Genomic DNA, 26834 nt, shown 5'->3' on the forward strand with positions numbered 1-26834 from the left:
GCTAAGGGGCGAGAAGCTAAATATTATAGTCTGTATTTAAGTTGTACTTGAACCGTTAGATGAGAACGACTCTCTATTTCTTAATCTTCGATTCTTTTCTTTTTAAACTTCATCAGGAACTCATACACAATCGGTACGATAACCAGTGTGAGCAGCGTGGAGCTGATCAGACCGCCGATTACGGTGATTCCGAGTCCTTTGGAGATGATACCCGCACTCTCTTCGAGACCCGTAACCAGTGGCAACAGGGCACCGATGGTCGCGAGAGCGGTCATCAGAATTGGACGCAGACGAGTTGCACCGGCTTCCAGCAAGGCTTCACGGGTAGGTATACCCTCTTTTTCCTTGTGAATAACACGGTCGATCAACACGATGGCGTTGGTTACCACGATCCCGATGAGCATCAGTCCACCCATCATGGCGGAGACGTCAAGCGTACCACCAGCGATGAACAGACCTACCATAATACCAATAACCGTAAATGGCAGGGAGAACAGGATTGCGAATGGTGCCAATCCGCCGCCGAAGGTAACAACGAGCACGAAGTATACAATGGCGATGGCTGCCAGCATGGCGAGACCCAGTTGAGTAAAGGTATCATTAATCTGTTCGGTTGTACCGCCGAACTTCACTTCAACGCCATCAGGCAGATCCAGTTTGTCGATCTCAGCCTGTAAATTGCTCGAAGCTTTCTGTACATCGGAAGCCAGGATGTTGGCTGTGACTTGTACGACAACTTTACCATCAATTTGCATGATGGAGTTCGGGGACGTACCTTCTTCTACTTTGGCAACATCTTTGATTGGTACTTCGATGCCAAGCGGTGAAGTGACGGTTTCATCCTCAATTTCTTTAATGCTGCTGAATGTTTTGTTGTCTGTTTCTACATATACTTTGTACGTTTTGTTATCAATATCGACTTCCGTAAGCACAGGACGTTCCCGTGCCGGGCTGAGCGTCATAGCCAGTTGACCTGCAGTCAGGCCTAGGGAACTCAATTTCTCTTGATCTGCCACGAGCGTATACTGTCCGTAGGTGTCAGCGAGTGTTGTATCTGCTTTTTCAAAATTATCCTTATCCGCTTCAACCAGTTTCAGAATTTCATCCGATACAGGTTTGAGTTGCTCTACATTATCGCCATAGATGGACAGGCTCAGGCCGCTGCCACCCAGACCGCCAGACATGTCGAGCTCATTCCAGGTTCCTACGGTAACTTCCTTCTTCAGACCTTCGACAAGCTGTTCCTTCACTTGAGTAAAGTCTTTCGTATCTTCGTTATATTCAATATAGAATAGAGCCGAGTTGGAACCACCGCCACCCATACTGCTCAGTGGGTTACTTCCGCCGATGGAATATTGCATTTTCTCCAGACCCGGTTGTTCCAGCAACCACTTCTCGGCAACAAGTGCTTCTTTTTCGACATCTTCACGCAAAGCTCCTGTTTGTGGACTGTACGTAATGGTCACATATTTATCCTGTTGTTCCGGCAAGAAGCTTGCACCGATGAACGGGTACAGGAACAAACTGCCGACCAGCAGGATCACTGCAATACTGACTGTGATGAGTTTGTGTGACAGAGTCCAGTTCAGCAGGCGTTTGTAACCTTCCGCCATCTTGCCTGGTTTTTCTTCGTGATTCTGTTTGTTCTTCAACCCTCCACGGAACAGGGTGTGCGCAAGCATCGGCACAATGGTAATGGCCACGATCAGGGATGCCAGCAAAGCGAATACCATGGTCAGTGCAAATGGCGTGAATAACTCACCGACCATACCGCTTACCAAAGCCAGTGGCAGGAATACGGCAATTGTTACGATCGTGGAAGAAAGGATAGGAACAAACATCTCCCGCGTTGCTTCACGAACCAGTTCACGGCCTTTCAGTTTCTCACCTTTGAGTGTTAACCTGCGGTAGATGTTCTCGATAACAACGATGGAGTCATCGACAACCCGTCCGATGGCAACCGTCATCGCACCCAGCGTCATCATGTTTAAGGTAATATCCATCATATTGAGCGCAGTCAATGCCATGAGCAAGGAGAGCGGGATCGAGATAATGGAGATAATGGTTGAACGAATATTACGCAGGAAGAGCAGGATGATCAGGATGGCAAACAAGGCGCCAAAAACGGCTTTGCCTAGCATCGTGTTCACCGAGTCCTGAATCGGCTTACCTTGGTCGAGCAGGACAGTCAAATCAGCATTTTTGAACTGCGATTGCAACTCTTCCGCTTTATCTTTGACTGCGTTAACAACATCAACCGTGTTGGCATCGTTGGATTTTACAATGGAAATACCGATCGATTCCTTGCCGTCTGTCCGGGAAATGGATTCCGCTTGACCGATGACTTCGATCTTGGCAATTTCACTTAATTTTACTGTAGGGATACCAGCTACGTTGGCAGCACCTGAAGGGCTACCCACACCGGCATTACCGCCAGCAGCCTGGCCTGCAGTCTGGTCCGTTCCTTGTGAAGCACTTGGAGCGGTACCTTGACCAGCTTCACCAGTTGGTGCTCCAGAGCCTTGTGGAGCTGCGTTTGCACCATTGCCTGCGGAAGCACCGGCACCGCCGGGTACGACTGGAATGGCAAGGTTTTTCAGATCATCGATGTCGATGATGTTTCCATCTACGACAACGGCTTTCTGGGATTTATCCAGTTCAAACAGTCCAAGGGGCACACGAATGGATGAACCTTGAACGATGCCATTTACCGTATCTTCGGTCAGGCCCAGCTCGGCCATTTTGGCTTGATCAAACTTCAATTGAACTTCTTTCACAAATTGACCGGACACCTGAACCTGAGCTACACCGTCAATATCTTCGAGTGCAGGCTGAATATCCGATTCAACCAGTCTTGTCAATTGTTCCAGGTCACCGCCGTCCTTGTCGGACAGGCTCAGAGATACAACCGGGAAAGAGTTAATGCTGAACTTGGAAATGGTCGGCTTCTGCACGCTGTCAGGCAATTGAACTTCATTCAGTGCCTCACGAACGGTTGCGGTTGCGTTGGTCAGATCTGTTCCATAATCAAATTCGAGTGTAATAGATGCTGCATTTTCCATGGAAGTGGAGGTAACTGTCTTCACGCCATCTACATTACGTAGTTTTACTTCCAGCGGCTTCGTGACATCTTCAACAATTCCCTCCGGTGCAGCCCCCGGATCAATGGCAGTGACATTCAGAAACGGTACGTTGATGTTCGGGATTGTCTCTTGTTTCATCGTCAATCCGCTGTACAAACCTGCGAAAGAGATGATAATCGTCAGAATCCAAATCGCAAACTTGTTGTTCAGTGAAAAATTAATGATACCTTTCATACGATGGTTTCTTCTCCTCTCTGTTTCTCCTGTTTATGTGTGTGACGAGTCAGCCTGGATGAACCGGCTATACATGGCATCCAGAATATGCTGAAGCTCGGAGTGCAAAGGTTGAATGGCAGTTATGTTCTCCAGATTGTGCATCATACCCAGAATAATGGCACGCCGCGGCGTGAATTCCATCATCTCCTGCCGGAGAATGGCAATGGTCTCAAGTACATCATTCTTCGGTTGCCCAGCAGGCAATTCGGAGGCAGCAATATCCTGCATTTGCTTGATAATATGAATAGGATGCCGCATTACCGTGGAATCCGGATGAGGTTCGGTAATCCAGGCAGGCCAGTCCTCCAAAGGAATCAAAGGCAAAGGTCTCTGCTTAAGGAATCCGTGCGCTGCATAGTCCATCATTTGCAGTAAATTTGTTGCCATTTTGGTAACAGTAAGGGACGGCATCTCTGTAAACCAGATCTTGACGTAGGAGAGGAACAGCCCCTGTGTCAGCAAAATAAGGTCAATCGTATAAGGTTCAATCTCCGACCCGTACTGCTCCTCCAGCTTATCCTTAAACCAATGTAAGGTACGGACCTCCAGATCTCTTTGCAGCGGATGGCATTGTTCCTTGCGTTGCTGTTCATCATCCATCATCATGCTGCGCATCTGTACTCGCAGAAACTCCTTAAGTTCGGCAACATGGATGAGCAGTGTCTCAATCTGCTTTTGCAGACGTTCTCGAGAGGTAAGACTTGTTTCATGCTCAATCTGTGTCATCTCATCCATGAGTGTGTACATGCAATACTCCAGAGTACTGGCTTCTAATTCCTCTTTGGATTTGAACATGATGTAAAGACTGCCTTTGGACATCCCGCATAATTCTGCAATCTCTTGCATGGATGTTGCAGCACTGCCTTTGGATGAGAATAACTTGAGTGCTGTAGTAATGATGAGCTTTTTCTTCTCATTCATCTCATGTATAGGGTTCATTAACGATGCATTCACCTCATCAGGGAACTTGTGAGTTCTTGAATTGACTTTAAGGTCAAAATAAGTATAAACGATCTGGTTGAAGGAATTCAAATGGGAGTAAATTGGAAAATGTATATGGGGAAAAGTGGCTGATCAAAGGGAAGTAGAGACGGCAAGTAACAAGGTCCAGCTTGTATGTACGATAGGGATAAGGTATCAAGAGCGTTTGAGTTAGTTTCCTCCAGTGAAGGCGTACAAGGCGAGTATAATAATGGCGACTAGAGCGATGAGATAGAAGATGGCCATGCCGATCAGAAGGGTATACCCAGTATAAGAACCCATGCGTGCCAATAATTTTCTCATGACGACAACATCCTTTCTTACGTAGCAAAGTATAAAGAGGTTCCCTATTTATATCATTCCCCAAAAAAGACGACTTCCTGATCGAAGTCGTCTTTTTTTATATTACAGAATTTAATAGTGTTCGCCTTAAAGCTTTCTGTAAGAAAGCTTCTTCGGAAGCATATGCTATCACCGGAGATATAGAGTGTAACTTCATTTCGTTCCATTATGTGATCAGTTTCAGACCAACGGCTGCCACCAAAATCATCGCGATAAAAAGGATACGCTTTGCTTCTTTCCGTTCACCGAACAGGAACATGCCTGTTAACGTACTGCCGACCGTCCCGATCCCCGTCCACACGGCATACGCTGTGCCCATGGGAATGGACGTCATGGCGTAGGACAACAACGAGAAGCTGAACACAAACGACACCAGCATAAGTACGATGTATGGCCATCCTTTCTTGGTGGAAGCACCATTAATACCGATTACGCCGAAAATTTCACATATCCCTGCACCTACAATTGCCATCCAAGCCATTATACTGCACCTCCTTTGGCTTCTTGCTGATCCGTAACCAGCTTCAGTCCGATTACGCCGCAGAGCAGCAGCCCGATGAGCAATACTTTGGCCAAGCGGAACGGCTCACCGAACAATACCATTTCCGTAAGGACGGTACCCGCCGTACCAATTCCCGTAAAGACCGCATACACCGTACCCACAGGTAGCCTTTTGGAAGCGGCAATGATCAGTCCAAAGCTGATCACGATGGCAATCCCCGTTAAAGACCACTCCCAGGCATTCGAGGCATGTTTCAGCCCGCTTACCCAGACAATCTCAATAATTCCACCGATAAATACATATAACCAGTTGCGGTTCATGTTGTTAAATCTCCTTCCGGCACAACGCTTTGTGCCTCTTCGTTCAAATGATGAATGCCATGCCAAAATACAGGCCAGGCTGCTTCCAACCGTCTCTTGTACCGACGGGAACTTCCATAGATAATCTCCACGGTAATACCGTCGAGGAACGTCATAAATGCAATAGCGGCTTGTTCCGCGGGAAGAGGCGGTATATCTTCATTACGCATTGCCCTTTGCAGCAGACGAGTCAGTGCACGTTCCATACCATCGATAAACGGATACACCTGATCCATCACTTCGCCATACAGAGAAAGGGGTGGGTAAAAACAATTACGCAACATCAATCGAGCCGAAGCATGGGCATTGTATTCTTGTTCGAACCAGACCAGCAAGCCTTTCAGCCTCTGCTCCAATGGCAGATCCGCATGATCGCGGAAATATTCCAGTGTGTGCCGTTTCACCTCGTGAAAGGCAAAGGCCAGGGTGTGTAAAAACAAGTCATCCTTGCAGCTAAAATGTGCATATATGGACGGTTTTTTAATCCCGACTTCATCAGCAATAGCTCTCAGAGAAGCTCCCTCATAGCCATCTCTGGCAAAATGGAACAGGGCTGCATCCCGAATGGATTGTGCAGTCATTCAATCACCTTCCTAACGGTCGTTAGGTAATTATATTTTCACACTTCACATTCCCTGTCAAGATGAAAATATCCGCCTGCACAGTAGAGTACAGACGGACATAACAGTTATGAATGTGGTTTTTGATCAGAAGGTTGTAAAACCCAGAATCAGTTGCAGCTTATATAGGATACCTTTCAAAAACGTAGTCTTCTCCTGGAACTCATCCAGGTCTAACGTGAATTCGGCATCATTATTATTCCAAATACGCTCGAAATAATTCGCGATATCAAGCGTGAACTTATTGTCTGGAGGAGCAGCAATCCATAAATCATTCTCCAGATTGTAATCATTCAGGTTTCGAGGTGTGAAGTTGGTTGAACCCCCCAGGACAATATGATCTCCGGTTGCTTTGGCAAGATAGATCATCTTGGTATGGTATTGCTCTTTGGTGGTGTTATACCAGCGGATCTGAATTTTACCGTCGGATTTATCATGCAATTCAGCCGCGACAGGACGGTTCGGAATGCCGATCTTTTCCTGACCAAAGGCATTTTCATTTGGATCCAGTACAAGCCGGATCTCGGTTCCTCGTTTTGCGGCTTCCAGCAGGGCTTCCAATACTTTCGGCGAGGCCACATAGAACATGCCCATCCATAAGGTGTCACCTTTGCCAGCCTGATTGATCTCATGGAGTACAGCGTCATTCACTTTGCCTTCAGTTAAATAACGTATTCGCAAATCTCCCGTGTTTGAATCCGGGGAAGGCGCAGTATAGGACGGAACCTGACCTCCGCCTGAGATGTCGAGAATAGCTTGCTCTGACTGAAGAATATCGCCAATGATTGGGCCTGTTACTTCAAATGCAATGTTCGAGTGGTAGGCACTCGCATCATGAATATTGCCAGAAGAGACAATCGCCGTCTTCTCACTAACAACAACTTTGCGATGATTTGCTTTCACATTGAGCAGCTTGAGATAGGAACGGACCGTTACATCTGGACCATCCGTGGCCATCAGGTTTTTGATCCAGCCATCTCCGGATTGGCCGAACCATTGGAAGAAGGTACGCCAGACCGCAGAGTATACCGGAGTTGAATCACGCAAAGGGTCCACATCCGTGATGACCACATGAATGCCTGCTTGTTTCATTTGTTCCAGCAACGGATTGGGTGCTGAGTTATAGTTGGTATTTACTTCATCTGTAATGAACCAAATGTCCATATCAGGATGCTGATTTTTTTTGGCGACCAGCGCCTCGGTGAATTCAGTACTCACGGGAGGAAAGTTCTGTCCCTTGTGCTGATAATTATTGAACAGGAACATATCCACCAGGACAAACTGCTCTGCTTCCTCCACAATCTGCATCATGCGCTGGAAAATCTGCTGTTCATGCTCCATCTGTCCGTCGGAGGAAGGATAAGTGAGGTCATGCAGGAACTCGACTTGATCCACACGATACTCCGGACTTTCGTAGGAAATGCCCGTTGGTAATGGTTTGTAGGTCTGATAGAACATGACGGCGATGAGCCATAGGACCAATAGGACGAGTCCTGTTCGTATGTATGGAAATTTGCCGCGTGAAGACTTGCGGTCTGATGTATGGCGGCGTAATGAGACCAACGGTGGACTCCCCCTTCTGTACTTGCTGACTTCTATTACCACACGGGTGATAACGTTGACGCAGGAGAACCCGCTAGCATAACGAATGTAGCGGTAAAATGCATATGGCAAAATTGACATTATGCAATCGACAGGTGTCTGAGCGTTGTGTATAATGGGTGTATTATTTTTGTAGAATGTTAGGGTTTTTATATGCCTGACAAGGACGGGGAACCAATGATATAACCTTTGAAATCTGGACATTTAGGAAAGAAAGTGGGTAATAAGGTGTATTCCATCAAACAAGTCGCTGCCATGCTCGGTATCCCGACGGTGACGCTCCGGGCTTGGGAGAATCGGTATAGTGCGGTCACCCCTGAGCGGACGGAATCGGGTTATCGAATGTATACCGAAGAGAATGTTGCGGATCTGCGCTGGTTGAAAGAACAGGTTGAGCTACATCAGACCAATATTTCGGAAGCGGTACGGATGTTGAAAGTAAACAAATTAAATCCGCCCGAGGCTGTGCCCACGCCGATCATGGCTCCGGTGCCTACGATGGAAGAAGCCTACGCACGCATGGCAGATCAGATCTATGACTCGCTCTACAACTTTCAGGGTGAACGTGCCAATGGTTTGATTGATTTTGGGTTCACCATGTATGGGTATGACTCGATGTTCTATCATGTGTTGGTGCCCATTCTGGTTCGGGTTGGAGATGCATGGGAGCAAGGCAGGGCTTCGGTGGCTCAGGAACACTTCATGACACAGCTGATTTCACAGCGGTTTTATCAGTTTTTCCATCTGTTCCCGATCTATCCGCATCTGCCCAAAGTTCTGGCGTTGTGCCCGGAAGGGGAGCATCATCAGGTCGGGTTACTGTTGTTCTCTTTGTTTATGCGCAAAAATGGAGCGGAAGTACTGTATCTCGGTGCGAACACACCAGAAGAAGGTATCTTCCCGATTATCCGGGAGCAAAAGATCAAGTTGGTCTGCCTTTCGATCACAAGCCCAGGGCTTCTTGAACGGTGTGATCAGCTTATAGAGCGGATTAAAAACGAGTTTCCACATATTCGCTTCGTACTTGGTGGAAAGGGCTATGAGCGTGCAGAACATGCTCGTTACCCGCAATGGATTATGCCAGGGGATTCAGGGGATTGGCAGTCATGGATAGAACGTGAGTATCTCGCAGATCGACCACCTGGTGCGAGGTTTGGACAGGCACATAACTAAACATATCTTATCATTCAATGAATAGGTTAGAGTATAAGGGACATCCTTTGACGAAAGTGATCAAAGGGTGTTTTTTGTGTTTATATATGGATTAGTAGAGTGTTTTGACCGACGGGTCATTTTTTGGTTTACAAGGTCGTATAATATTTGTATTATATTTGTATAATGTTTTTGCTAGTTACCGCTTGAAGTGTTCTTGGGCGGTTTAATAATAGGTTAGGGGCTAAAGAACTATAGGAATTCCCTACATAGAAAGGTGAGTGGCATGATACCGAATCAACAACGCAAACGTGCAGCTGTCATTGGTGCAGGTCCAGGTGGACTTGCAGCAGCGATGTTATTGTCCGGTCAGGGGTACGAGGTAGATGTGTATGAGAAACAGCCAGTCATCGGGGGGCGTTCTGCCAGATTGGAACTGGGTGAATATCGATTCGACCGGGGTGCTACATTTTTGATGATGCCTCAGCTGATTGAAGAGATGTTTGACGTGGTGGGACGTAAGTTATCCGATTATGTGCATATGAAAGAGTTAACCCCACTGTACGCACTGAACTTTGGTGATAAGGTGTTCACGCCTTCTCGTAATCGGGAAGATACAGCTGCACAGATTAAGGAATTGTTTCCGGGTAATGAAGACAATTACCTTCGGTTCATGCAAGAAGAAGAAGTGAAGTTTGGCAAAGTCATGCCTTTGCTCCGTCGTCCTTTTGGCAAGCTGACTGACTATTTGCGCAAGGATGCGGTAACAGCTCTACCCAAGCTTGATGTCCACAATACAGTCTATGGAATCTTGTCCCGCTATTTTACAGACGAGCGTCTGCGCTGGGCATTTACATTCCAATCCAAATATCTTGGCATGTCTGCCTGGGATTGTCCGGGTACCTTTACCATACTATCGTTTATTGAGCATCACTACGGATTGTTCCACCCCATTGGCGGCGTGAATCGGATCTTCCAAGCCATGGCTGATGTCGTGGAAGAATACGGAGGACGAATACATACTTCCACCCCGGTGAAACAGGTCATCGTTCGCAATGGTCGTGCAGAAGGTGTGTTGCTTGAGAACGGTGAACGCATCGATGCGGACCATGTGGTGGTGAACGCTGACTTCGCACATGCAGTGAATCATCTGTTCGAACCAGGCGTGCTTAAGAAATATACCCCGGAGAAAATGAAACGCAAAAAGTATTCCTGCTCTACAGCAATGCTGTATCTGGGTGTGGATGGTGATGTGGACCTTCCCCATCACTCGATCTATTTTCCCGAGGACTACCGGTTGAACGTTGATGAGATTACAAAGCACAAAATGTTATCAGCCGATCCATCTCTATATATTCATAACCCTTCCAGACTTGATTCGACGCTGGCACCGGAAGGGAAATCTGCTTTTTATGTTCTTATGCCTACGCCTAACCTTACCGCAGACATTGATTGGGAGGCAGAACGGGAGAATGTGCAAGAGGCCATGATGAAACGCATGGAAGGTATTCCTGAGCTGGCAGACATACGCAGCCGTATTGAAGAATGTATGCTGTTCACTCCACTCGATTGGGAGACTGAACTGGATGTGTATCGCGGAGCAACGTTTAATATGGCACATAATTTGGGCCAGATGATGTATCTGCGTCCCCATAACCAGTTTGAAGAGTTGAAAAGTGTATGGCTGGTAGGCGGCGGAACACATCCGGGCAGCGGGTTGCCCACGATCTTCGAATCAGCACGGATCAGTGTCAGACTGATTCAGGAAGAGGACGCGCGCACAAGCTCTAAACCATCCTCGTACGTGAAGACGGCAGAAGCCGGAGGACATTCATGAAGCGGGCCGCTATTGTAGGGGCAGGGATTGGTGGACTTACTTCTGCGCTGTTATTGAACCGTCAGGGCTGGGATGTCACCGTCTATGAACGGGGGTCTCGCGTTGGCGGACGCATTGGATATGAGCAGGAAGGGGAATACCGGATCGATCAGGGGCCAACGATCGTGCTGCTGCCGGAGATGTTACTTGGCATACTGGAGGAAGCAGGCGTAGATCGTTCGAAGATTGAGTTACTTCGCTGTGATCCGTTATACAGAGTGCATTACCACAGTGGTCGTGTCATGACCAAGATGACCTCACGTGAAGAGCAGACGGCTGAGATTGAACGTTTATTCCCGGGTGAGAGCCGGGGATTCACACGATTCATGAAAGATATGGACACGTTGTTTCCGGCAGGCCGGGCAGCGTTTCTGGAAAGGGCTTTTCCGCGCAAAAGGGATTTCTTCACCCCTTCGCTCATGTCCCTCATGGGCAGATTGCGTGCACACAAAAGTGTCCGGAAAGCGGTAGGCGATTATTTTCACCATGAGGAATTGCTTGATGCGTACTCTCTGCAAAGTCTATACATCGGTGGATCACCGTTTGGGACGCCAGGCATCTACTCCCTTTTGCCTTACGCAGAGCATGAATACGGCATTTGGATGGTCAAAGGTGGATATGCAGCATTGCCGGCCATTCTGGAACAGGAACTGATATCGCGTGGTGGGCGTGTTGTGCTGAATTCCGAAGTGACCGGACTCACGATTGAAAATGGTGTGTGTAAAGGTATAGAAACGGCAGCAGGCGCAGAAAATGTGGATGCAGTTATCTACAATGGTGATTTCCCCCATCTATCAGGTTTGCTGGGACAATCACCAGAGGTAGCGCGTAAAAGAAAACCGTATCGTCCCTCTTCCGGATGTGTATTGCTCTATGTGGGCGTGGACAAAACCTGGGAAGATGCAACGACGCACCAGTTCTTCCTGCCACCGAGTCTTGAAGGTAGCTTACAGGAAGTATTCAATCAGCGACGCATTCCGGCAAAGTCCTCATTCTACGTATTTAATCCGGTCGCATTGGATGAAACTGCAGCACCTCAAGGACAGAGTGTATTATATTTCCTCATTCCGGTGCCTGATGCCGAAGGTGTCGACTGGGATCAAGAGAGCGAAGTATTGGCAGAACGTATACTGGAAGAAGCGGAGCAACGTGGATTTCCGGGACTTCGTGCAGCGATCAAGTGGAAAAAGGTACGTACACCCGCTGACGCAGAGCGAGACGGTCTCTATGGGGGCGGAAGCTTTGGTATAGCACCTGTATTGTTCCAGTCCGGTGTATACCGGCCGCAACCCAAACCATTCCCTAATATAAAGGGATTGTATGCCGCAGGAGCATCTGTACATCCAGGTGGCGGAGTGCCGATTGTAATGCAGAGTGCACGTATGGCCGTCAATCAACTCATGAAGGAGATGGGAACATGAATGAAGCGATTTTGAGCAGGTGTGAAGAGTTGATGCAAAAGGGTTCTTCCTCTTTTTATCAGGCCTTTAGAGGGCTGCCAAGTCCACGTCGGGAAGCGGTATATGTCATTTATGCCTTCTGCCGCATGATTGATGACAGTGTAGATGAGCCGGAACATTCACCCTATACGATACACGAAATCCATGATTTGTTTGATCAGTTGGACGACGCGGAAGGACATTTTATCTGGCCAGCACTGAGATGGTTGTTCAGCAGTTTTCCTCATCTGGATAAGGGGCCATTTTTCCGTCAGATGGAAGGGCAGCTCACAGATCTTAAAGTAACGCATTATACAACGTTGCAGGAACTGGAGCATTATTGTTATCTGGTAGCCGGAACCGTAGGTGAGATGTTGTTGCCTGTACTTCGGGATGATAACGGAGCGGAAGTAGCCATGAACGGGATTGCTTTGGGTAAAGGGATGCAGATCGTTAATATTATTCGGGATGTTGGTGAAGATCGGGCCAGAGTACGCCGGTATGTTCCGCTGGAGATCATGGAGAAGCATGGTTACACCGAGCAGGACTTTGAAGACGGAATCGTGGATGAACGTTTTATTGCCGTTGTTCATGAATTAAAAGCTGCAGCATTGAACTGGTTCCGTATTGGCATGGATCGTTTGGATACGTACCCAACGGAAAGTGCGTTTTCCATCGAGCTGGCAGCAGCTTTTTACTCCACCATTCTACACGCCGTTGAACGCAACGATTATGACGTATATACCAAACGGGCATATGTTAGCGATGAATTGAAACTGGAGATGCTGGGTGCGATTGTGAAACGTTACCCGATGCTGGCCTATCAAGCCTCCCGAACGGCGGTATCCTGATGATCCAGTGGCTTTACTGGGCGTGGTATGTCATTGGAGCAACCTTGATGCTAACGATCGGTGTGCCTGACGTATTATCTTTTTCAAATGGTTTATTTCTAATCTTCTACGCATTGTATGTGCTGGATCTGATCTATCAAGGGCGTAATCGGACAGGCCTGTCCGACCAGTCAGTCATCTGGCTGAAACCCGGACTCTGGATATCCTCTGTGATCATCTGGCTTGGAGGTATGGGCGTGGAGTGGGTAGGGGTTCATACCCATTGGCCCTTTGGTGAGTATGCTTACTCAGACTTCTTCGGAATTCATCTGTTCAGTGTGCCGGTTACGCTGGGTTTTGCCTGGATCGCAGTGGTGGGTAACTCGGCGCTGTTAAGTGGCGGGGGTTCAACTTGGACTGGCAAATTGCTTCGAGCAGTGAAGACCGGGTTCTGGGCAATTGTACTCGATCTGGTACTCGACCCTGTTGCACATGCGAGAGGATTCTGGGAGTGGCAGGCTCCAGGCGGTTTCTACGGTGTTCCGTGGACCAATTACATAAGCTGGTTTATCATGGGTGCATTCCTGTCCCTCTTCCTTCCGGCCATGCCTAATGACCGTAGCTCATTACTGTGTGCAAAATGGCTGTATCAGCTGTTTATTCTTCTGTTCGGCCTACTTGCTCTAAAGGAAGGAATTACGGGCAGCTTTATCATCGCCATTGCTGGGGTGCTTCTTGCCGAAGGGAGCTGGCTCTATGATTCGCGCCGTAAAATCAAAACCGTTTAATCGTATTTTTGCCTTATACAATCACTATTATCTGCTGCGTCGTCGCTTCCGCTCCTTCACGCTCACAGGGTCACTGGACCCGCAGGTGGATCTCAGGGACAACTCTCCGATTGATCCCAATCGCCCGGTGATTTACTTCATGAACCACAGCTCCTGGTGGGATGGTCTGCTGCTCTATCATGCGGCCAGACAGACATCGCGGGGAGATCATTATGTGATGATGGAGGAGCAACAGCTTCAGCAATATGCTTTTTTTCGGAAATTGGGCGCATATTCGATCAATAAGGAGAGTGCGTCCGGTATTCGGTCCTCTCTACAGTACACTACTGAACTGCTGGATTCGGGCAAAAGGGTCTGGATTTTCCCTCAAGGAGAAATTCTGCATCAGGAGGCGAGACCGATTCGGTTCCGTCCAGGCATTGGATTGTTGCTTCGTCGCTCCCCGAATGCCATCGCCGTACCGGTAACCTTGTGCCATGGGATGGTTCAGCATGATCTACCGGAAATATCGATGCTGGCAGGCCCTCCTGTGATGGAAGACTGGAAGGCGTGGAAGAGTGAAGAGATTGCCTCCAGACTCGGTCATGTGTTGGAACAGCAGTTAGACGATCATAGATCAGCGCTTGTACGGATGGGGCAGGGAAGTTTGCCAGATGCGCTTCCGCTGATTCGTCATGTACGTTCGACAAGTGAAAAATACGATGCGGCACGAAAGCGGGTGAACCGTTAGGATGAATGCATCTGAAATCTTCTGGATTGTGCTTACCTGCATATTGGGCGTACAGTTGCTGTTCGCTCTATGGAATGTCTCCTGTCTGCCCAAAGTGGGTTCATTCCGAGCAGACCGAATACAACCACCAGACCTGCTGGTCTCGGTGCTGATTCCAGCCAGAAATGAAAGACTACATATCGAAGGATGTCTGGAAAGTGTGCTTGCGAGCGATACATCGGGATTCCGGATGGAAGTGCTGGTGCTGGATGATCGCTCCGAAGATGAGACAGCGGCCATGGTACAAGCGATTGCGGATCGCGATGCACGTGTGCGTCTACTGCATGGTGTCGATCTTCCCGAGGGCTGGATGGGGAAATCCCATGCGTGTCACAGGCTGGTTCAGGAGGCCAAGGGAGAATGGTATATGTTCGTGGATGCGGATGTGCGTCTGGAGCCAAGTGCGATTCGGCAGACTCTTGCAGCAGGGTGTGAGCAGAGCGGGGGGCTGATAACCGGTTTTCCTTATCAGGTAACGAAGACGTGGATGGAGAAGCTTGTTGTGCCCATGATGGTCTTCACCATCATCAGTCATCTGCCCATTTTTATGATACGCAGATCATCCAGTCCGATGTTTGTGGCCGCTACGGGGGCTTTTTTGCTGATTCATCGCTCCAGTTACGAAGCATCCGGCGGTCATGCTGGTATTCAGGCACATCTGGTGGATGACATGAGTCTTGCCAAAGCGGTCAAGCGTGCAGGTCATCCGGTGATGCTGACAGACGTGCATGATGTAACAAATACCCGCATGTATCAGAACGGTGTTGAAGTATGGAACGGATATAAGAAAAACATGTACGAAGGTATGGGACGCAAAGACGTACTGCTGCTTGGCACGATGTTGATGTATACACTGATGTATATTGTGCCTCCGCTGGGCTTGATTATTGGACTCATGACGGGCAGTTCGATGTCCATTCTGTATGGATTGTTAGGAACATTACTGGGTATGGCTGTGAAAAGAGTAGCGGATCATGCTGGCGGACAACCCTGGTGGCTTGCCCTTCTGCAACCGGTCAGCATGGCCTGTGTCATTGCCATCGGACTTGCTTCCTGGCAGGCAGGCCGCTCCGGCAAGGGGTATGTATGGAAAGGTAGGCGGTACAGTTGAGAGGTAACGTCATTATAATCGGTGCAGGATTCGGAGGTTTGTCGTGTGCGATACGACTGGCTTCACAAGGTGTGCAGGTGACCATTCTGGAACGGCAGCAACACGTAGGTGGCAAGCTGCAGCAGATTGAGCGGGACGGGTATCATTTTGACCGGGGACCAAGCACGATCACGATGCCATCCACCTTTCGTTCAGTCTTCGACCATGCGGGAGTAGCAATGGAAGATTACGTACAGTTATATGAGTTAGAACCACGCACGCGTAATGTATTCGCAGATGGAACAGTGGTGGATTTGTCAGGTAATCGCGGGTGGATGAAGGAGCAGATCGCAGCGTACAGTCCGGAGGATGCGGCTCGTTATGATGCATTTATGGATGAGTCTGCTGCACTGTATGCGGAAGCCAATCGTCATTTTCTGGGTAAGTTGCTGCTGTCTCCTTCTGACAAATACAATCTCCAAATGCTGCGCAGCCTGCTCCGCGTACGGCCAATGGTGAAGCTGGATAAGTTGCTGCGTTCGTATTTCCAACATCCACATACGCTGGCTATGTTCGGACGGTATGCAACCTATGTGGGATCATCGCCGTATCAATCGCCTTCCATTTTTGCCATGATGGGTCATGTGGAAGCAGAAGTGGGGATCTACGGAGTCAAAGGCGGAACCTATCAACTGATCGAAGGAATGACCCGGCTGGCACGGGAAAAAGGTGTACAAATCATTACCGGCACAGAAGCCCGGCAGATTGTTGTTCGGAATGGAAAAGTGGCTGGCGTGGATACGGATCAAGGCTTCCGCGAAGCAGATCAAGTGGTTGCGAATGGAGATGTGCTTAGCGTAAATCGACTGCTGCTCGCACCGGAACATCGGAAAGAAATGAGCGATGCCCGCATACGGAAGTATGAGCCCTCCATTTCAGGATTTGTGACGCTGGCAGGTGTGAGAAGACAATATGATGCACTGCTGCACCATACGGTCTTTTTCCCGGAACGGTATGAACCGGAGTTCGACCATATTTTCCGTGACCGTAAAATGCCCGCCGATCCCACGATCTACATCTGTTACTCCGGTTATTCGGAAGAAGGCATGGCTCCGGCGGGAGCCAGTAATCTGTTCATTCTGGTCAATGCCCCCTATTTGTCGGATTCATGGAATTGGGAGCAGCAGACGGAACGTTACGGAGCGTTTGTGCTGGAACAATTGGCGGCGCGGGGAATTACCGGGTTGAATGAATCCGATGTGCTGATCCGGTACACACCGCGAGATATCGAACGGGATACCTTGGCGCATCAAGGGTCGATCTACGGCATCTCGTCCAATTCGGTGAAGCAGACCTTCATGCGACCGGGCAACCGAAGCAAAGATGTACAAGGACTCTGGTACGTAGGCGGAACAACGCATCCTGGAGGCGGAACCCCCATAGTGACGTTGTCCGGAAAGCTTGTTGGTGAGCAATTGGCATCGGAAATCTTGAGATAGTTCGTTGTGCAGGATGATGGAGTGAAATGTGTTCTGTTGATCCATGTGCGTGTGCATCGTCCGTGCTAACCAGCTTTGAAGGTGCGACAGATGATCCGTGCTTTTGAGTAGGCATAAAATAGTGGTGCTCCGGGATTTAAGTGAGACATTTGGTGTCGGGGCATCCTTTCAATAGATGGTTTGGAACGTTATACTGGATAGAGTTAAACTGCTGAGCTGCAATGCTTATAGGATTAATGTTTTTGTCTTTTGCAAAAGACGTATATACATAGAAGCTAGGAACAGGCAGGTTATCCTGTCGATCCGCACGATTCTCACATAGGAGGTCTCATCATGAATGAACAAGAGCGAGCCGGCGAACGGCTGCTTCCCGAAGTGGCTACGGGAGAACGGAAGCTAGAGCACGTGCGCCTCTGTCTTGAGGAGAATGTGGCAGGAGAAGGGGTAACCAGCGGTATGGAGCGGTTTGCGTTTCGCCATCACCCACTGCCGGAACTGGATTTTGAAGAGGTGCATCTGGAGACTTCGTTTATTGGCAAAAAAGTACGTACACCCTTGCTCATCAGTTCGATGACGGGTGGAAGCAAAACAACGGGCGCCATTAATGAGCGCCTCGCCCGAGTAGCAAACGCCAGAGGCTGGGCACTTGGCGTAGGTTCGATCCGGGCTGCCGTGGAACAGCCGGAACTTGCGAGTACCTTCGATGTGCGGCGCTGGGCACCGGACATCCCGGTCATTGCCAACCTGGGTGCGGTGCAGTTGAACTATGGTTTCACAACAGCTGACTTCCAGCGTGCTGTAGATATTGCGGGTGCGGACATGCTCGTGCTTCACCTGAACACCTTGCAGGAAGTTTTCCAGCCGGAAGGTAACACCAACTTCAGTGGATTATTTCAACGGATTGAAAACTTGTGTCGTGAGCTAGACGTACCTGTTGGTGTGAAAGAAGTAGGTTTTGGCATCGATGGCGTGACGGCTCAACGCCTATATGAAGCGGGTGTCGCGTTCATTGATGTAGCCGGAGCAGGGGGCACAAGCTGGGTGCAGGTAGAGAAGTACCGCAACAATAACCCGGTACGCCGGGCAGCTGCTGAAGCTTTTGCCGACTGGGGCATTCCCACAGCGGAGTGTATACAGGAAGTACGAGCGCTGAATCCTACTGGTGCCCTGATTGGCAGCGGTGGACTGTACACTGGCGTGGATGCGGCCAAAGCCCTCGCGCTCGGTGCGGATCTCGCTGGCTACGGCCGATCTCTGCTCGAATCCGCGGTCGCTTCGGATGATGCACTGAATGAGCGGTTGGAACAGGTCGAATTCGAGTTGCGTACCGTCATGTTCGGCATTGGTGCAGGGGGGATTGATGATTTGAAGCAGACGTCACGTCTTGTGGAACGGCGGTAGAGTGAGGGTGGAAATGCAGGTGCGAACCCCAAGCTCACATGATTTCCCTGGGGGATTCGCACCTCGAATTTTGTCGAAAACATCGTTTTCGTGACCTTTTGGCAACACATGTGTTCGTTGAAGGATGCTTTTTATCACAAATGTTTCTATAATTTGGTATAAATATTGAGAATACGTGATAATGTTTGGATTTGATGACGTTATTACGTGTGGTTTCGCTGTCGCACTCCGTATGGAGTGCGTGGATTGAAATATCTATATAGATCGTGAATGGTGACGGAAACAACGTCGCACTCCGTATGGAGTGCGTGGATTGAAATATGTTGACCCTTCTTTCAAATTACTGTGGTGGTTTTGACGCACTCTGTATGGAGTGCGTGGATTGAAATATCAATGTGTTGAGAGCGATCACGGATACCACAGTCGCACTCCGTATGGAGTGCGTGGATTGAAATTAAATTGTCAGTATAAAGAGGACATAAGTCTAAGTCGCACTCCGTATGGAGTGCGTGGATTGAAATGTCGATATAGGCTTCACCAGGTTGCCGAGCATCTTGTCGCACTCCGTATGGAGTGCGTGGATTGAAATCTCCTATGAATGTTATAAGTCCAGTACAGCCAATAGTCGCACTCCGTATGGAGTGTGTGGGTTGAAATCGTCCGATACCACCAGAATTATGAAGTAAACGTGGTCGCATTCTGTGACAGTGCATGAATCAAAAAATACCGAGATGCTGTAAGAAATGCCGCATCTGCTTTAACTAAATTTAGAATTGGAGTTACACATGAATAGAACATCATCTGTGTTCTCGCTAGAATATCTACCGTTACTCATTCGATTGCAATGCAAGGAAGACGCACGTCTGCCTGCATTTCTCGGGTCAACACTTCATGGTGTCGTAGGATGGGCGTTACCCAAACATCCAGAGTCGTATGAGTACCTGTTTCAGAATCGTCGACGGGGTGGAGCGAAACAGGATATTGTCAATCCATATATCATCGAGCCGCCAAGACCAAAACCAATGTATCTAAAAGGCGAGCTGTTGAGTTTTAAATTGTTATTACTTGGAGATGCGACTCAATATACGAAAGATGTAATTACGTCTCTAGTCGATTATCATATATATGGAGTTGGATCGGAGCGAAAGGTTTTTGAGCTGTTGGATATATTACATGGGGAGACGTACGAACCTTTGTGGCAAAAAAGAGCTTTAAATATGAAACCCGCTATTGCAGAAAATATTTCTCATCATGCGACCTATGATCATGCCTCATGGTGCTCTATTCATATGGTCACTCCTGTTCGGATTCGCCGTGGGGGTGCATTGGTGCAGGATATTGATTTTTCAACCATTACTCGGAATATTACGAGGAGAATAACAACGCTGACTGAACGTTATGGAGGATATATTCATTCAGATGTAGCTAATCATGCTGTAGAACGTGCAGGTGATGTCCGCATCACCTCCTCAGCGTTGTATTTGAACCAGATGCATCGATACTCCAATCGTAAAAAAGAGTCCCTTGACTGGAGCGGAATGCTCGGCGCTTTGACGTGCGAAGGCGAGTTATCGCCATTTATACCTTGGCTAAACGCGGCACGGATTTTGCATATCGGAAGAAATTCGACTTTTGGCTGTGGACAGATTGATGTAATATATATATAAGTTCCCTAGGGTCATCTGCTCGTGCGGTAAGGTGCGAACCCCAAGCTCACATGATTTCCCCGGAGGATTCGCACCTCATATTTTGTCGAAAACGTACTTTTTGTGACCTTTTGGCAATGATCTTTCTCTGTTGTTGGATGATTTGATATGAAAAAGATGAAGTTGCGTAATGGTTCTTCAATTTTGTAACGTTGTTACGTTTTTTTCGCTGTCGCACTCCGTATGGAGTGTGTGGATTGAAATTCTTTGACATATGCCATAGGCGATGCATTAGAGAGTCGCACTCCGTATGGAGTGTGTGGATTGAAATAAACCCGCCCTTGCCCCCACCAGCGTTGCAATGGAGTCGCACTCCGTATGGAGTGTGTGGATTGAAATTTCGTTATGGATTTAATAGCAATGTCAGACAATGGGTCGCACTCCGTATGGAGTGCGTGAATTGAAATATCAACTGCAACTTGCCACAATCCATCTTTACCGGTCGCACTCCGTATGGAGTACGTGGATTGAAATACGCCACAGAGTGCGTAGATTAAAGGTGTTGAGGTTGCACGCTGTATAGGGAATTCATATAATAACGAAAGATGCTATTTGGCGTAGGCCAGATGGCATCTTTTTTATGGGGTTTTAAGGAAAATATGATATTCTATGAATAGTTTTGCACAAGCAACTCATCGTTACTTTTACAAGAAGGGGAGTTACTACATGGCGAAGGAATTATCTTTTGAGGAGAAGAAAGAGAAGATGATTGCAAATGTTACAGGAAATTATACGCAAGTGGAAAGATCTATTGTGAATCAGCTCTATATGAAGCACGATCTGCATGGAACAACCGTTGGCTCCGAGCGGGAAATGATTTGGTCGCAATTATTTGAAATGATTATTCCCAAGAAATTTGTCATTGAACCTTCGGTATTCATCATTGACTCCCTTGGCGGAGTGTCCAAGGAAGTGGACTTTGCTATTTTGGATGAAACCTATACACCCTATATCTTCCGTTACGGCAAAATTAAATTCGTTCCCATTGAAGCAATTGCGGCGGTCATCGAATGTAAGAGTCATAGCCTGGATGCAAGTTCCATTGGGAAATGGGCTAAAAGCATTACAACTTTAAAAACCTCGGGAGACTCTATTGCTCGTATTGCGCCAGCTATTGCTGTGGGAGTAGATGGTGTCAAAACACAAAAATCGACTCGTCCGCTTCGCATATTATGTGCTTTGGAAGAGAATTGTGGGAATAATATCAAGCAGCATTTTGATTTTACATTACTCGCTTCCAGACCGGATGAGGGAGATGTACGGATTGATATTGAGTGTAATGCGGATGATACGTTATTTTCCTGGTTCAAGAGTCTTAATTTTCATGAATATGAAATGGATAAAGAACTGGAAGAGAAGACATTAGATCAGCTTCAATCTTTTTCACTCGAAAACTACAAGGTACACGATCAGAAGGGCCAAAATATTTCGCTGTTAACCTTTAATTTCCAATTGAATCAGTTATTAATGCTAATCAATAATCCTATTTTATTTCCGCATCGTGCCTATGTGAATTTATTTGACCAAAAAGTAAAGGATTGAATTCCAATGAACTCATACGTGGTAGCTGTATCAATGGACAAGGTGCAGTCTTTTCTATATGATGTGCTCCAAGCGCAGATCCAGGAGAAACAGAGTAATAACAGAACGTTAAAAACGATTATTGAATCCTCCCAATTCATTTCAGATCAGTTCTATCAGGATATTGGAATAGAGAGCAATGAGAGCAATGAGAGTTCATTTGCTGGAAATATTGATGAAACATTGCTCAAATGTTCCGGCATGTGTGTGTTTATAACTTCGCTTCCTGAGGATGAGATTGTTAGTAAGCTCAGGTCTTTGTTTGGAACGTATTACAGGAAATTGAGCGGGCAGCTTTTGATGAAGTATGTGTATTTTGAGGTGAGCGATCTCAAACCAAACTCGAAGCAGCCAGATCACGAAAACGACGAGCAATATCAATTAAAGGCCATCAAAGAAAGCAAAAAACGATTAAAAGGAAAAGCCTGCTTGAACTCCATCATTGCGCAGAATCAGGCGTTAATATTCGAATTCCACAAATCACCTGCCAAGGATGAGAATTGGAGCTTAACGTCATCCCCAGCGAATAATATGAATGGGTTCACGAGGACCATCAATAAACTATATTCTGAGCAGGATGATAACAACGAAAATCACTTCCGGGTGGCAGTTATTAAAGCCGATCTGGATGGGATGGGTACAGTCTTTGACCAAATTAATAATTATGAGACGTATACGCAGGTAAGCGAACTGTTATCCGAATACATATGTCTGAAGCACTTGCACAACAAGGTTAAACAGTATAAACGCAATGATCCCGAATTCAGGTTGTTCCCACTGTATATTGCGGGCGATGATATTTTCTTTGCCGTGCCGACCTCGAAGCTCGTGGATGGTGTTAACCTGTGCAGAGATATTTTGAAGCAGATTAATAGAGGACTCGGACAAATTAATCTTAATAGTGAGGCAGGGCTTCAACCCTTGTCGATGAGTATTGGGATTGATTTTACATTCAATCGTGAGCCAATCCGCTATTACTATGAACGAGTTCAGAAGCAACTTGATTGTGCGAAGTATGCACCGAGCATGGAGACCGTGGCGGGCATTGTTCCATTGTCATGCATGAAGATCAGTATGAATGAGTATGTGTTACATCGTTACGATCTGCCACCAGACAACTCAGGGAATTCCAATCAAACGAAGAGCAAAGATAGTCCGAAGAACAAATCCATGGAATCTGATGCGCCAAAACATAATTGGAATCACTTTATAAGCCAAGTCAAAAGGATTCAAAGTGCGATGGAGAAAGGCTTCACGGCGCATCACTTTTTCTACGGACTTCTCAGCAAGATTACAGATCCTGAAGTACGCAAAAGCGAAGTGAAATACAGCAATGCGGTGCTGTATCATGTGATTCCGCAGTACCTCAATAGTAACAGCGAACTATTAAGGGAGTCTGAGCTGCTTATTATTGAATCGATGCTTAAACATCTGATTGTCAAAACAAATAAGTGGGATAAGCCGAGTAAAGAAGGAAGGCTATATTTCAATTCAAATCAGCAACTGCAACTAGAGAAGTATGTTCGCTTACTGCTACTATTTTCCGATCCTCGCTTCAAGATTGTTCAGAATAATGATTCGAAAGGATTGGATAAGAAGGATTTTGATCATAAACGGGTGAGAGGTACGGTATTTAATAAAACATTACGTTATCTGTTCGATGAGAACCTGAGAAGAATGGAGAAACGTGAAGAGTTTAGAAATATTTTTGTAGAGAGGGGTACCTACACTCCTTTATCTAACGTTGGAAGCGGACGAGGTCAGAACTCTGGAAGGAAAAACGAGGTTGATGTTTATCGGACTCTACGTTTATCGAACTCTTTGCTCTATCGTTTGAAAGGCATGAAAGACATTCAACAGGTGGCAGACATGATTGAGGCAACGAACGCGCAGCAGCAAGAGGAAGTTAAAGTTCTTGAGAAAAAGCGTGAAGAGGAGCATAAAGCGCCACCGGGGTTGTTTTTTGATAAGCAAACATTTCTACGAATGGCTCGAAGCCAAGGGATGTGGAACTCGGACTACATCGACTCTTTGCTAATCTTCTACCAGTTACGGGAGCAATCCATTCAATTCAAAGTTCACCCGGCATACCCGAAAAAAAAGTCAGGAGGTAATAAAACATGGAAAAAGACCCCGAAAAGATGATAAAAAAGGTTGCAACGGAGCTTTCTGTACATGTAACAACACGTTCCAATCTCTTCATCGGCGGTTCCCCATCAACATTTGAAATCGGTGGTGTAGATCTGTTTACGGTTACGAACCAAGAGGGGCTACCGTATATTCCGGCTTCTTCGTTTAAAGGGACTTTGCGCCATATCGTCAGGGAAATGATTGAAAGTCATGGATATATAGAGGGAATTACTCAGGCATACACACAATACTTGATGGGACTTCAGGAGAAAAATATACAAGAATGCGAAAAATACGGCATTGATCAGAATCGGATTAAACGGATGAAAGAACGATATGACAAGGTTATAGGTAAGGTAAGTGCTGAGTATTTATTCGGGATTGAAGGATTCAACGATACGCCCAAGTTGCTTTTTAACGATCTGATGCCTTTAGGTGATAAACCTGTTAAAGAAGAGTGGTTCTCTATTGATTCCAAAAACAGTATTGAACTGAGTGACCTGGGAGGAGTGCCACAGGTTGCTGCGAACCCTCGAACATACAGAGTGGTACGTCCGGGAATTACATTCAAGGGAGACGTGTTGTTCTACAATATGGATAAATTGAAATTAGACGAGCAAAGCTTGGATTCCGAAATTCTTAGCTTTGTTAAAGAAGCTATGATCCGATTCAATTCAGGACATTATCGCTTAGGAAATTCGGGTAGTCGAGGGTATGGACGTGTGGAGATCCAATTCGATGAGGAGGATTCTTCACATGGCTGAATGGACATATTACCGAATCGATATGGATTTGATGGGGAGGTTAACCCAACTTCCGGATTCGCAGAAAATGTTCGGAGCGTTGGTACACCGATTCTCAGACATCTACTCTTCTGGCCAAGCAACACAATTGGTCAGTAAAGTAAAAGATGGAACATTGTCCTTGGCAGTATCCAGTATGTTTCCGTATGGGTATTTTCCTGTCCCATACACGGAATTAATGGATCAGTTGACTGCCAGTGGCAAGGGGAGTAAGCCAATCTATAAGGAATTGAAGAAGCGCCCATATGTGAAGAGAGCACAGCTTACTGAGATGATGAAGGAGCCTGAACAGGCGTGTGAAATTTATCCCTATGTGTATACCGAGTTTACACAGCAGATCCACGCGTCAATTGATAGTAAACGTCTTAATCTGCCAGGACTGGACCCTAACCTCTATTCGGTTCCCGAAGTGATTGTAAAAGAGGTTACTTCAAAGGGAGGACAGGAACATCCGATTCATACATTTTCGTTTTATCTTGCGATGGAAAGTTGTCCTGAAAGAGATATGTTGCTTGGCATGCTGGAAAAAGAAAAAGATGAAAGTAAGCAATTTATCCTTGGGCCTCGTGGTTCTCAAGGTTTGAATACATTCACGATCAGAGAACTTCAATTTGAAACGAGCGCAGCATCGAACGAGTCAGGGATTTACTTGAATTTGGGAATGCTGTTGCCGAAAAATATTGATTTTGAAAAGTCTAGTCTCAAGTTATTCACTTCAGAACGCAGACCGTACAATCCGCCGGGAGGTTGGGACTCGGGCGACGCTAGTAGGTTTATTAGTTTTATTGAACCGGGTAGCATCGTTTACGCACCTGATGGGATTGAATCGACTGGACATTCGATTGAATCCCCGTTTTATTCTCGTGATATTGTGTTTGGAAACTCCCTGTTATATCCGTTGTCTGATCAGGAGGGAGATTGAAATGTCACTACAACGATATCAATATCGTTTGAAAACCTTATCTAAGCTTGCCATGTCACCAAGGGATCATGAAGGATTATATTTAGCTGCTAAAGAGTTCAAAAGGGAAGATGTGATAAAGCACTTATCCTCAGAGAGTGCGAGTGACGAAAGTGATAGAGCCAACAAGGTGAATATCATCTATCCATTCTATCAATATGGAGCCTATTCCCCATATAATCCAATTAAGGCAGAATACTATATACCCGGTTCTTCACTCAAAGGTGCGTTACTCCCAAAAGGTGTCAACGATACGGTAAAGCGTTCATCGAAGTTAATGGTTGATGATATTCCAGTTGAGAGTAAGGATGTACGCTTAAATCAACTTAATAAGCTACAAAATATGTCAGAAGGAAGGACAGAACCTATTGTTCTAAAAGAATTCTTTCCCAATGTAGCTGTGGAGATACTAGAGGCAGAGTCTGACTATACTGGGGAGCTTTTTTATGAAGGTGATCTACATACAATGTTGCAGGCAGCCCAGCAACAAACGATGTGTAAACTTGCACAATTCATAGATAAGCTGGGTGTTGTTAGTGACGAAATCTTGGTGGATGATAATACAAAGCAACATGTTGTTCAGTTGAAAAAGAATATACAATCTTTGATTGATGATGATCGTGATAGATGTATTCTACTACTCGGAGGATACAAAGGACTTGCGTTATCTGGTGTATTTAAAAATGTTAAATTTGGTAAGGTTGATAGTGCGGTGTATGTGGATACGAACAAGGGTTTACCGTATGGAATGGTTGAAATTGTGGATTGTCAAGAATGGTCTGATCCAAGTGCGAACCTCAAGCTCACATGATTTCCCCGGGGGATTAGCACCTCAGATTTTGTCGAAAGCATCGTTTTCGTAACCTTTTGGCAACGGTTATGTTGAGTTTATACGTTGTTGTGGGATATAATGGATAAATTATTTGTAAGAAGTATTGAAAATACGTTACGAAGTTTAAATAATGGCACTTTATTGCGTGTATTTTCGCTGTCGCACTCCGTTTGGAGTGCGTGGATTGAAATAAAATGGAAGCAGGAGGGTAA

22 protein-coding genes and 1 CRISPR repeat array (1 of these 23 cut by a window edge) are annotated in these 26834 nt (G+C 46.7%); of the genes, 15 read left to right on the plus strand and 7 right to left on the minus strand.

All coding sequences use genetic code 11. The annotated features are described in order from the left end of the window. Positions 1-80 precede the first annotated feature (80 nt). From QF041_RS23215 to QF041_RS23245, 7 genes are all read right to left on the minus strand, one after another. Complete coding sequence (locus tag QF041_RS23215) at positions 81-3317, minus strand: efflux RND transporter permease subunit (RefSeq protein ID WP_307415854.1); 3237 nt, start codon at positions 3315-3317, stop codon at positions 81-83. A 33-nt stretch (positions 3318-3350) separates the two neighbouring features. Continuing rightward, complete coding sequence (locus QF041_RS23220; RefSeq protein ID WP_249912686.1) at positions 3351-4298, minus strand: TetR/AcrR family transcriptional regulator; 948 nt, start codon at positions 4296-4298, stop codon at positions 3351-3353. Between the two features lie 213 nt (positions 4299-4511). Next, complete coding sequence (locus QF041_RS23225) at positions 4512-4643, minus strand: hypothetical protein (protein WP_256721316.1); 132 nt, start codon at positions 4641-4643, stop codon at positions 4512-4514. 205 nt (positions 4644-4848) lie between these two features. After that, positions 4849-5163 (minus strand): DMT family transporter, encoded by a 315-nt coding sequence (locus QF041_RS23230; protein ID WP_017691901.1) that lies wholly within the window; start codon positions 5161-5163, stop codon positions 4849-4851. Next, a complete protein-coding gene (locus QF041_RS23235; RefSeq protein ID WP_221825442.1) occupies positions 5163-5504 on the minus strand; it encodes a DMT family transporter in 342 nt (113 codons plus the stop codon). The genes QF041_RS23230 and QF041_RS23235 overlap by 1 nt, the downstream gene beginning before the upstream one ends. Continuing rightward, the gene (locus tag QF041_RS23240) at positions 5501-6124 is read right to left on the minus strand and encodes a TetR/AcrR family transcriptional regulator (protein ID WP_307415856.1); all 624 of its coding nucleotides are present in this window, start codon (positions 6122-6124) and stop codon (positions 5501-5503) included. The genes QF041_RS23235 and QF041_RS23240 overlap by 4 nt, the downstream gene beginning before the upstream one ends. 126 nt (positions 6125-6250) lie before the next feature. Next, positions 6251-7726 (minus strand): phospholipase D family protein, encoded by a 1476-nt coding sequence (locus QF041_RS23245; protein WP_307415857.1) that lies wholly within the window; start codon positions 7724-7726, stop codon positions 6251-6253. Positions 7727-7993: 267 nt separating this feature from the next. Here QF041_RS23245 and QF041_RS23250 point away from each other — a divergent pair, with 267 nt between their 5' ends. From QF041_RS23250 to QF041_RS23320, 15 genes are all read left to right on the plus strand, one after another. Beyond that, positions 7994-8938 (plus strand): MerR family transcriptional regulator, encoded by a 945-nt coding sequence (locus QF041_RS23250; protein WP_307415858.1) that lies wholly within the window; start codon positions 7994-7996, stop codon positions 8936-8938. A gap of 265 nt (positions 8939-9203) precedes the next feature. Further along, the gene (locus QF041_RS23255) at positions 9204-10754 is read left to right on the plus strand and encodes a phytoene desaturase family protein (protein WP_307415859.1); all 1551 of its coding nucleotides are present in this window, start codon (positions 9204-9206) and stop codon (positions 10752-10754) included. Continuing rightward, positions 10751-12214 carry a phytoene desaturase family protein gene (locus QF041_RS23260; RefSeq protein WP_307415860.1) on the plus strand — a complete coding sequence of 488 codons (1464 nt, stop codon included), beginning with the start codon at positions 10751-10753 and terminating at the stop codon, positions 12212-12214. The genes QF041_RS23255 and QF041_RS23260 overlap by 4 nt, the downstream gene beginning before the upstream one ends. Further along, on the plus strand, positions 12211-13083 hold the full coding sequence (locus QF041_RS23265; protein WP_307415861.1) for a phytoene/squalene synthase family protein: 873 nt from the start codon (positions 12211-12213) through the stop codon (positions 13081-13083). Before QF041_RS23260 ends, QF041_RS23265 begins: the two co-directional genes overlap by 4 nt. Beyond that, the gene (locus QF041_RS23270; protein ID WP_307415862.1) at positions 13083-13850 is read left to right on the plus strand and encodes a carotenoid biosynthesis protein; all 768 of its coding nucleotides are present in this window, start codon (positions 13083-13085) and stop codon (positions 13848-13850) included. The genes QF041_RS23265 and QF041_RS23270 overlap by 1 nt, the downstream gene beginning before the upstream one ends. Beyond that, positions 13819-14580, plus strand: a complete 762-nt coding sequence (locus QF041_RS23275; RefSeq protein ID WP_307415863.1) for a lysophospholipid acyltransferase family protein — start codon at positions 13819-13821, stop codon at positions 14578-14580. The genes QF041_RS23270 and QF041_RS23275 overlap by 32 nt, the downstream gene beginning before the upstream one ends. A gap of 1 nt (position 14581) precedes the next feature. After that, positions 14582-15730 carry a glycosyltransferase family 2 protein gene (locus QF041_RS23280; RefSeq protein ID WP_307415864.1) on the plus strand — a complete coding sequence of 383 codons (1149 nt, stop codon included), beginning with the start codon at positions 14582-14584 and terminating at the stop codon, positions 15728-15730. Continuing rightward, entirely contained in the window at positions 15727-17208 is a 1482-nt protein-coding gene (locus QF041_RS23285; protein WP_307415865.1) for a phytoene desaturase family protein, read from the plus strand. The genes QF041_RS23280 and QF041_RS23285 overlap by 4 nt, the downstream gene beginning before the upstream one ends. A 333-nt stretch (positions 17209-17541) precedes the next feature. Continuing rightward, positions 17542-18609 (plus strand): type 2 isopentenyl-diphosphate Delta-isomerase, encoded by a 1068-nt coding sequence (gene fni / locus QF041_RS23290; RefSeq protein WP_307415866.1) that lies wholly within the window; start codon positions 17542-17544, stop codon positions 18607-18609. A 785-nt stretch (positions 18610-19394) separates the two neighbouring features. Further along, positions 19395-20276 (plus strand): CRISPR system precrRNA processing endoribonuclease RAMP protein Cas6, encoded by an 882-nt coding sequence (gene cas6 / locus QF041_RS23295; RefSeq protein ID WP_307415867.1) that lies wholly within the window; start codon positions 19395-19397, stop codon positions 20274-20276. 705 nt (positions 20277-20981) lie between these two features. After that, a complete protein-coding gene (locus QF041_RS23300) occupies positions 20982-21857 on the plus strand; it encodes a DUF6602 domain-containing protein (protein ID WP_307415868.1) in 876 nt (291 codons plus the stop codon). A 6-nt stretch (positions 21858-21863) separates the two neighbouring features. Continuing rightward, positions 21864-24041 carry a Cas10/Cmr2 second palm domain-containing protein gene (locus QF041_RS23305; protein WP_307415869.1) on the plus strand — a complete coding sequence of 726 codons (2178 nt, stop codon included), beginning with the start codon at positions 21864-21866 and terminating at the stop codon, positions 24039-24041. Beyond that, a complete protein-coding gene (locus tag QF041_RS23310; RefSeq protein WP_307415870.1) occupies positions 24017-24790 on the plus strand; it encodes an RAMP superfamily CRISPR-associated protein in 774 nt (257 codons plus the stop codon). The genes QF041_RS23305 and QF041_RS23310 overlap by 25 nt, the downstream gene beginning before the upstream one ends. Next, positions 24783-25751, plus strand: coding sequence for a hypothetical protein (locus QF041_RS23315; protein ID WP_307415871.1), 969 nt, complete (start codon positions 24783-24785; stop codon positions 25749-25751). Before QF041_RS23310 ends, QF041_RS23315 begins: the two co-directional genes overlap by 8 nt. 1 nt (position 25752) lies before the next feature. Continuing rightward, a complete protein-coding gene (locus tag QF041_RS23320) occupies positions 25753-26601 on the plus strand; it encodes a hypothetical protein (protein ID WP_307415872.1) in 849 nt (282 codons plus the stop codon). 179 nt (positions 26602-26780) lie between these two features. Further along, positions 26781-26834: direct repeats of the CRISPR family, unit length 33 nt; unit sequence GTCGCACTCCGTTTGGAGTGCGTGGATTGAAAT; it runs 316 nt beyond the window's last position.

The sequence above is a fragment of the Paenibacillus sp. W2I17 genome, from assembly GCF_030815985.1.
GTDB lineage: Bacteria > Bacillota > Bacilli > Paenibacillales > Paenibacillaceae > Paenibacillus.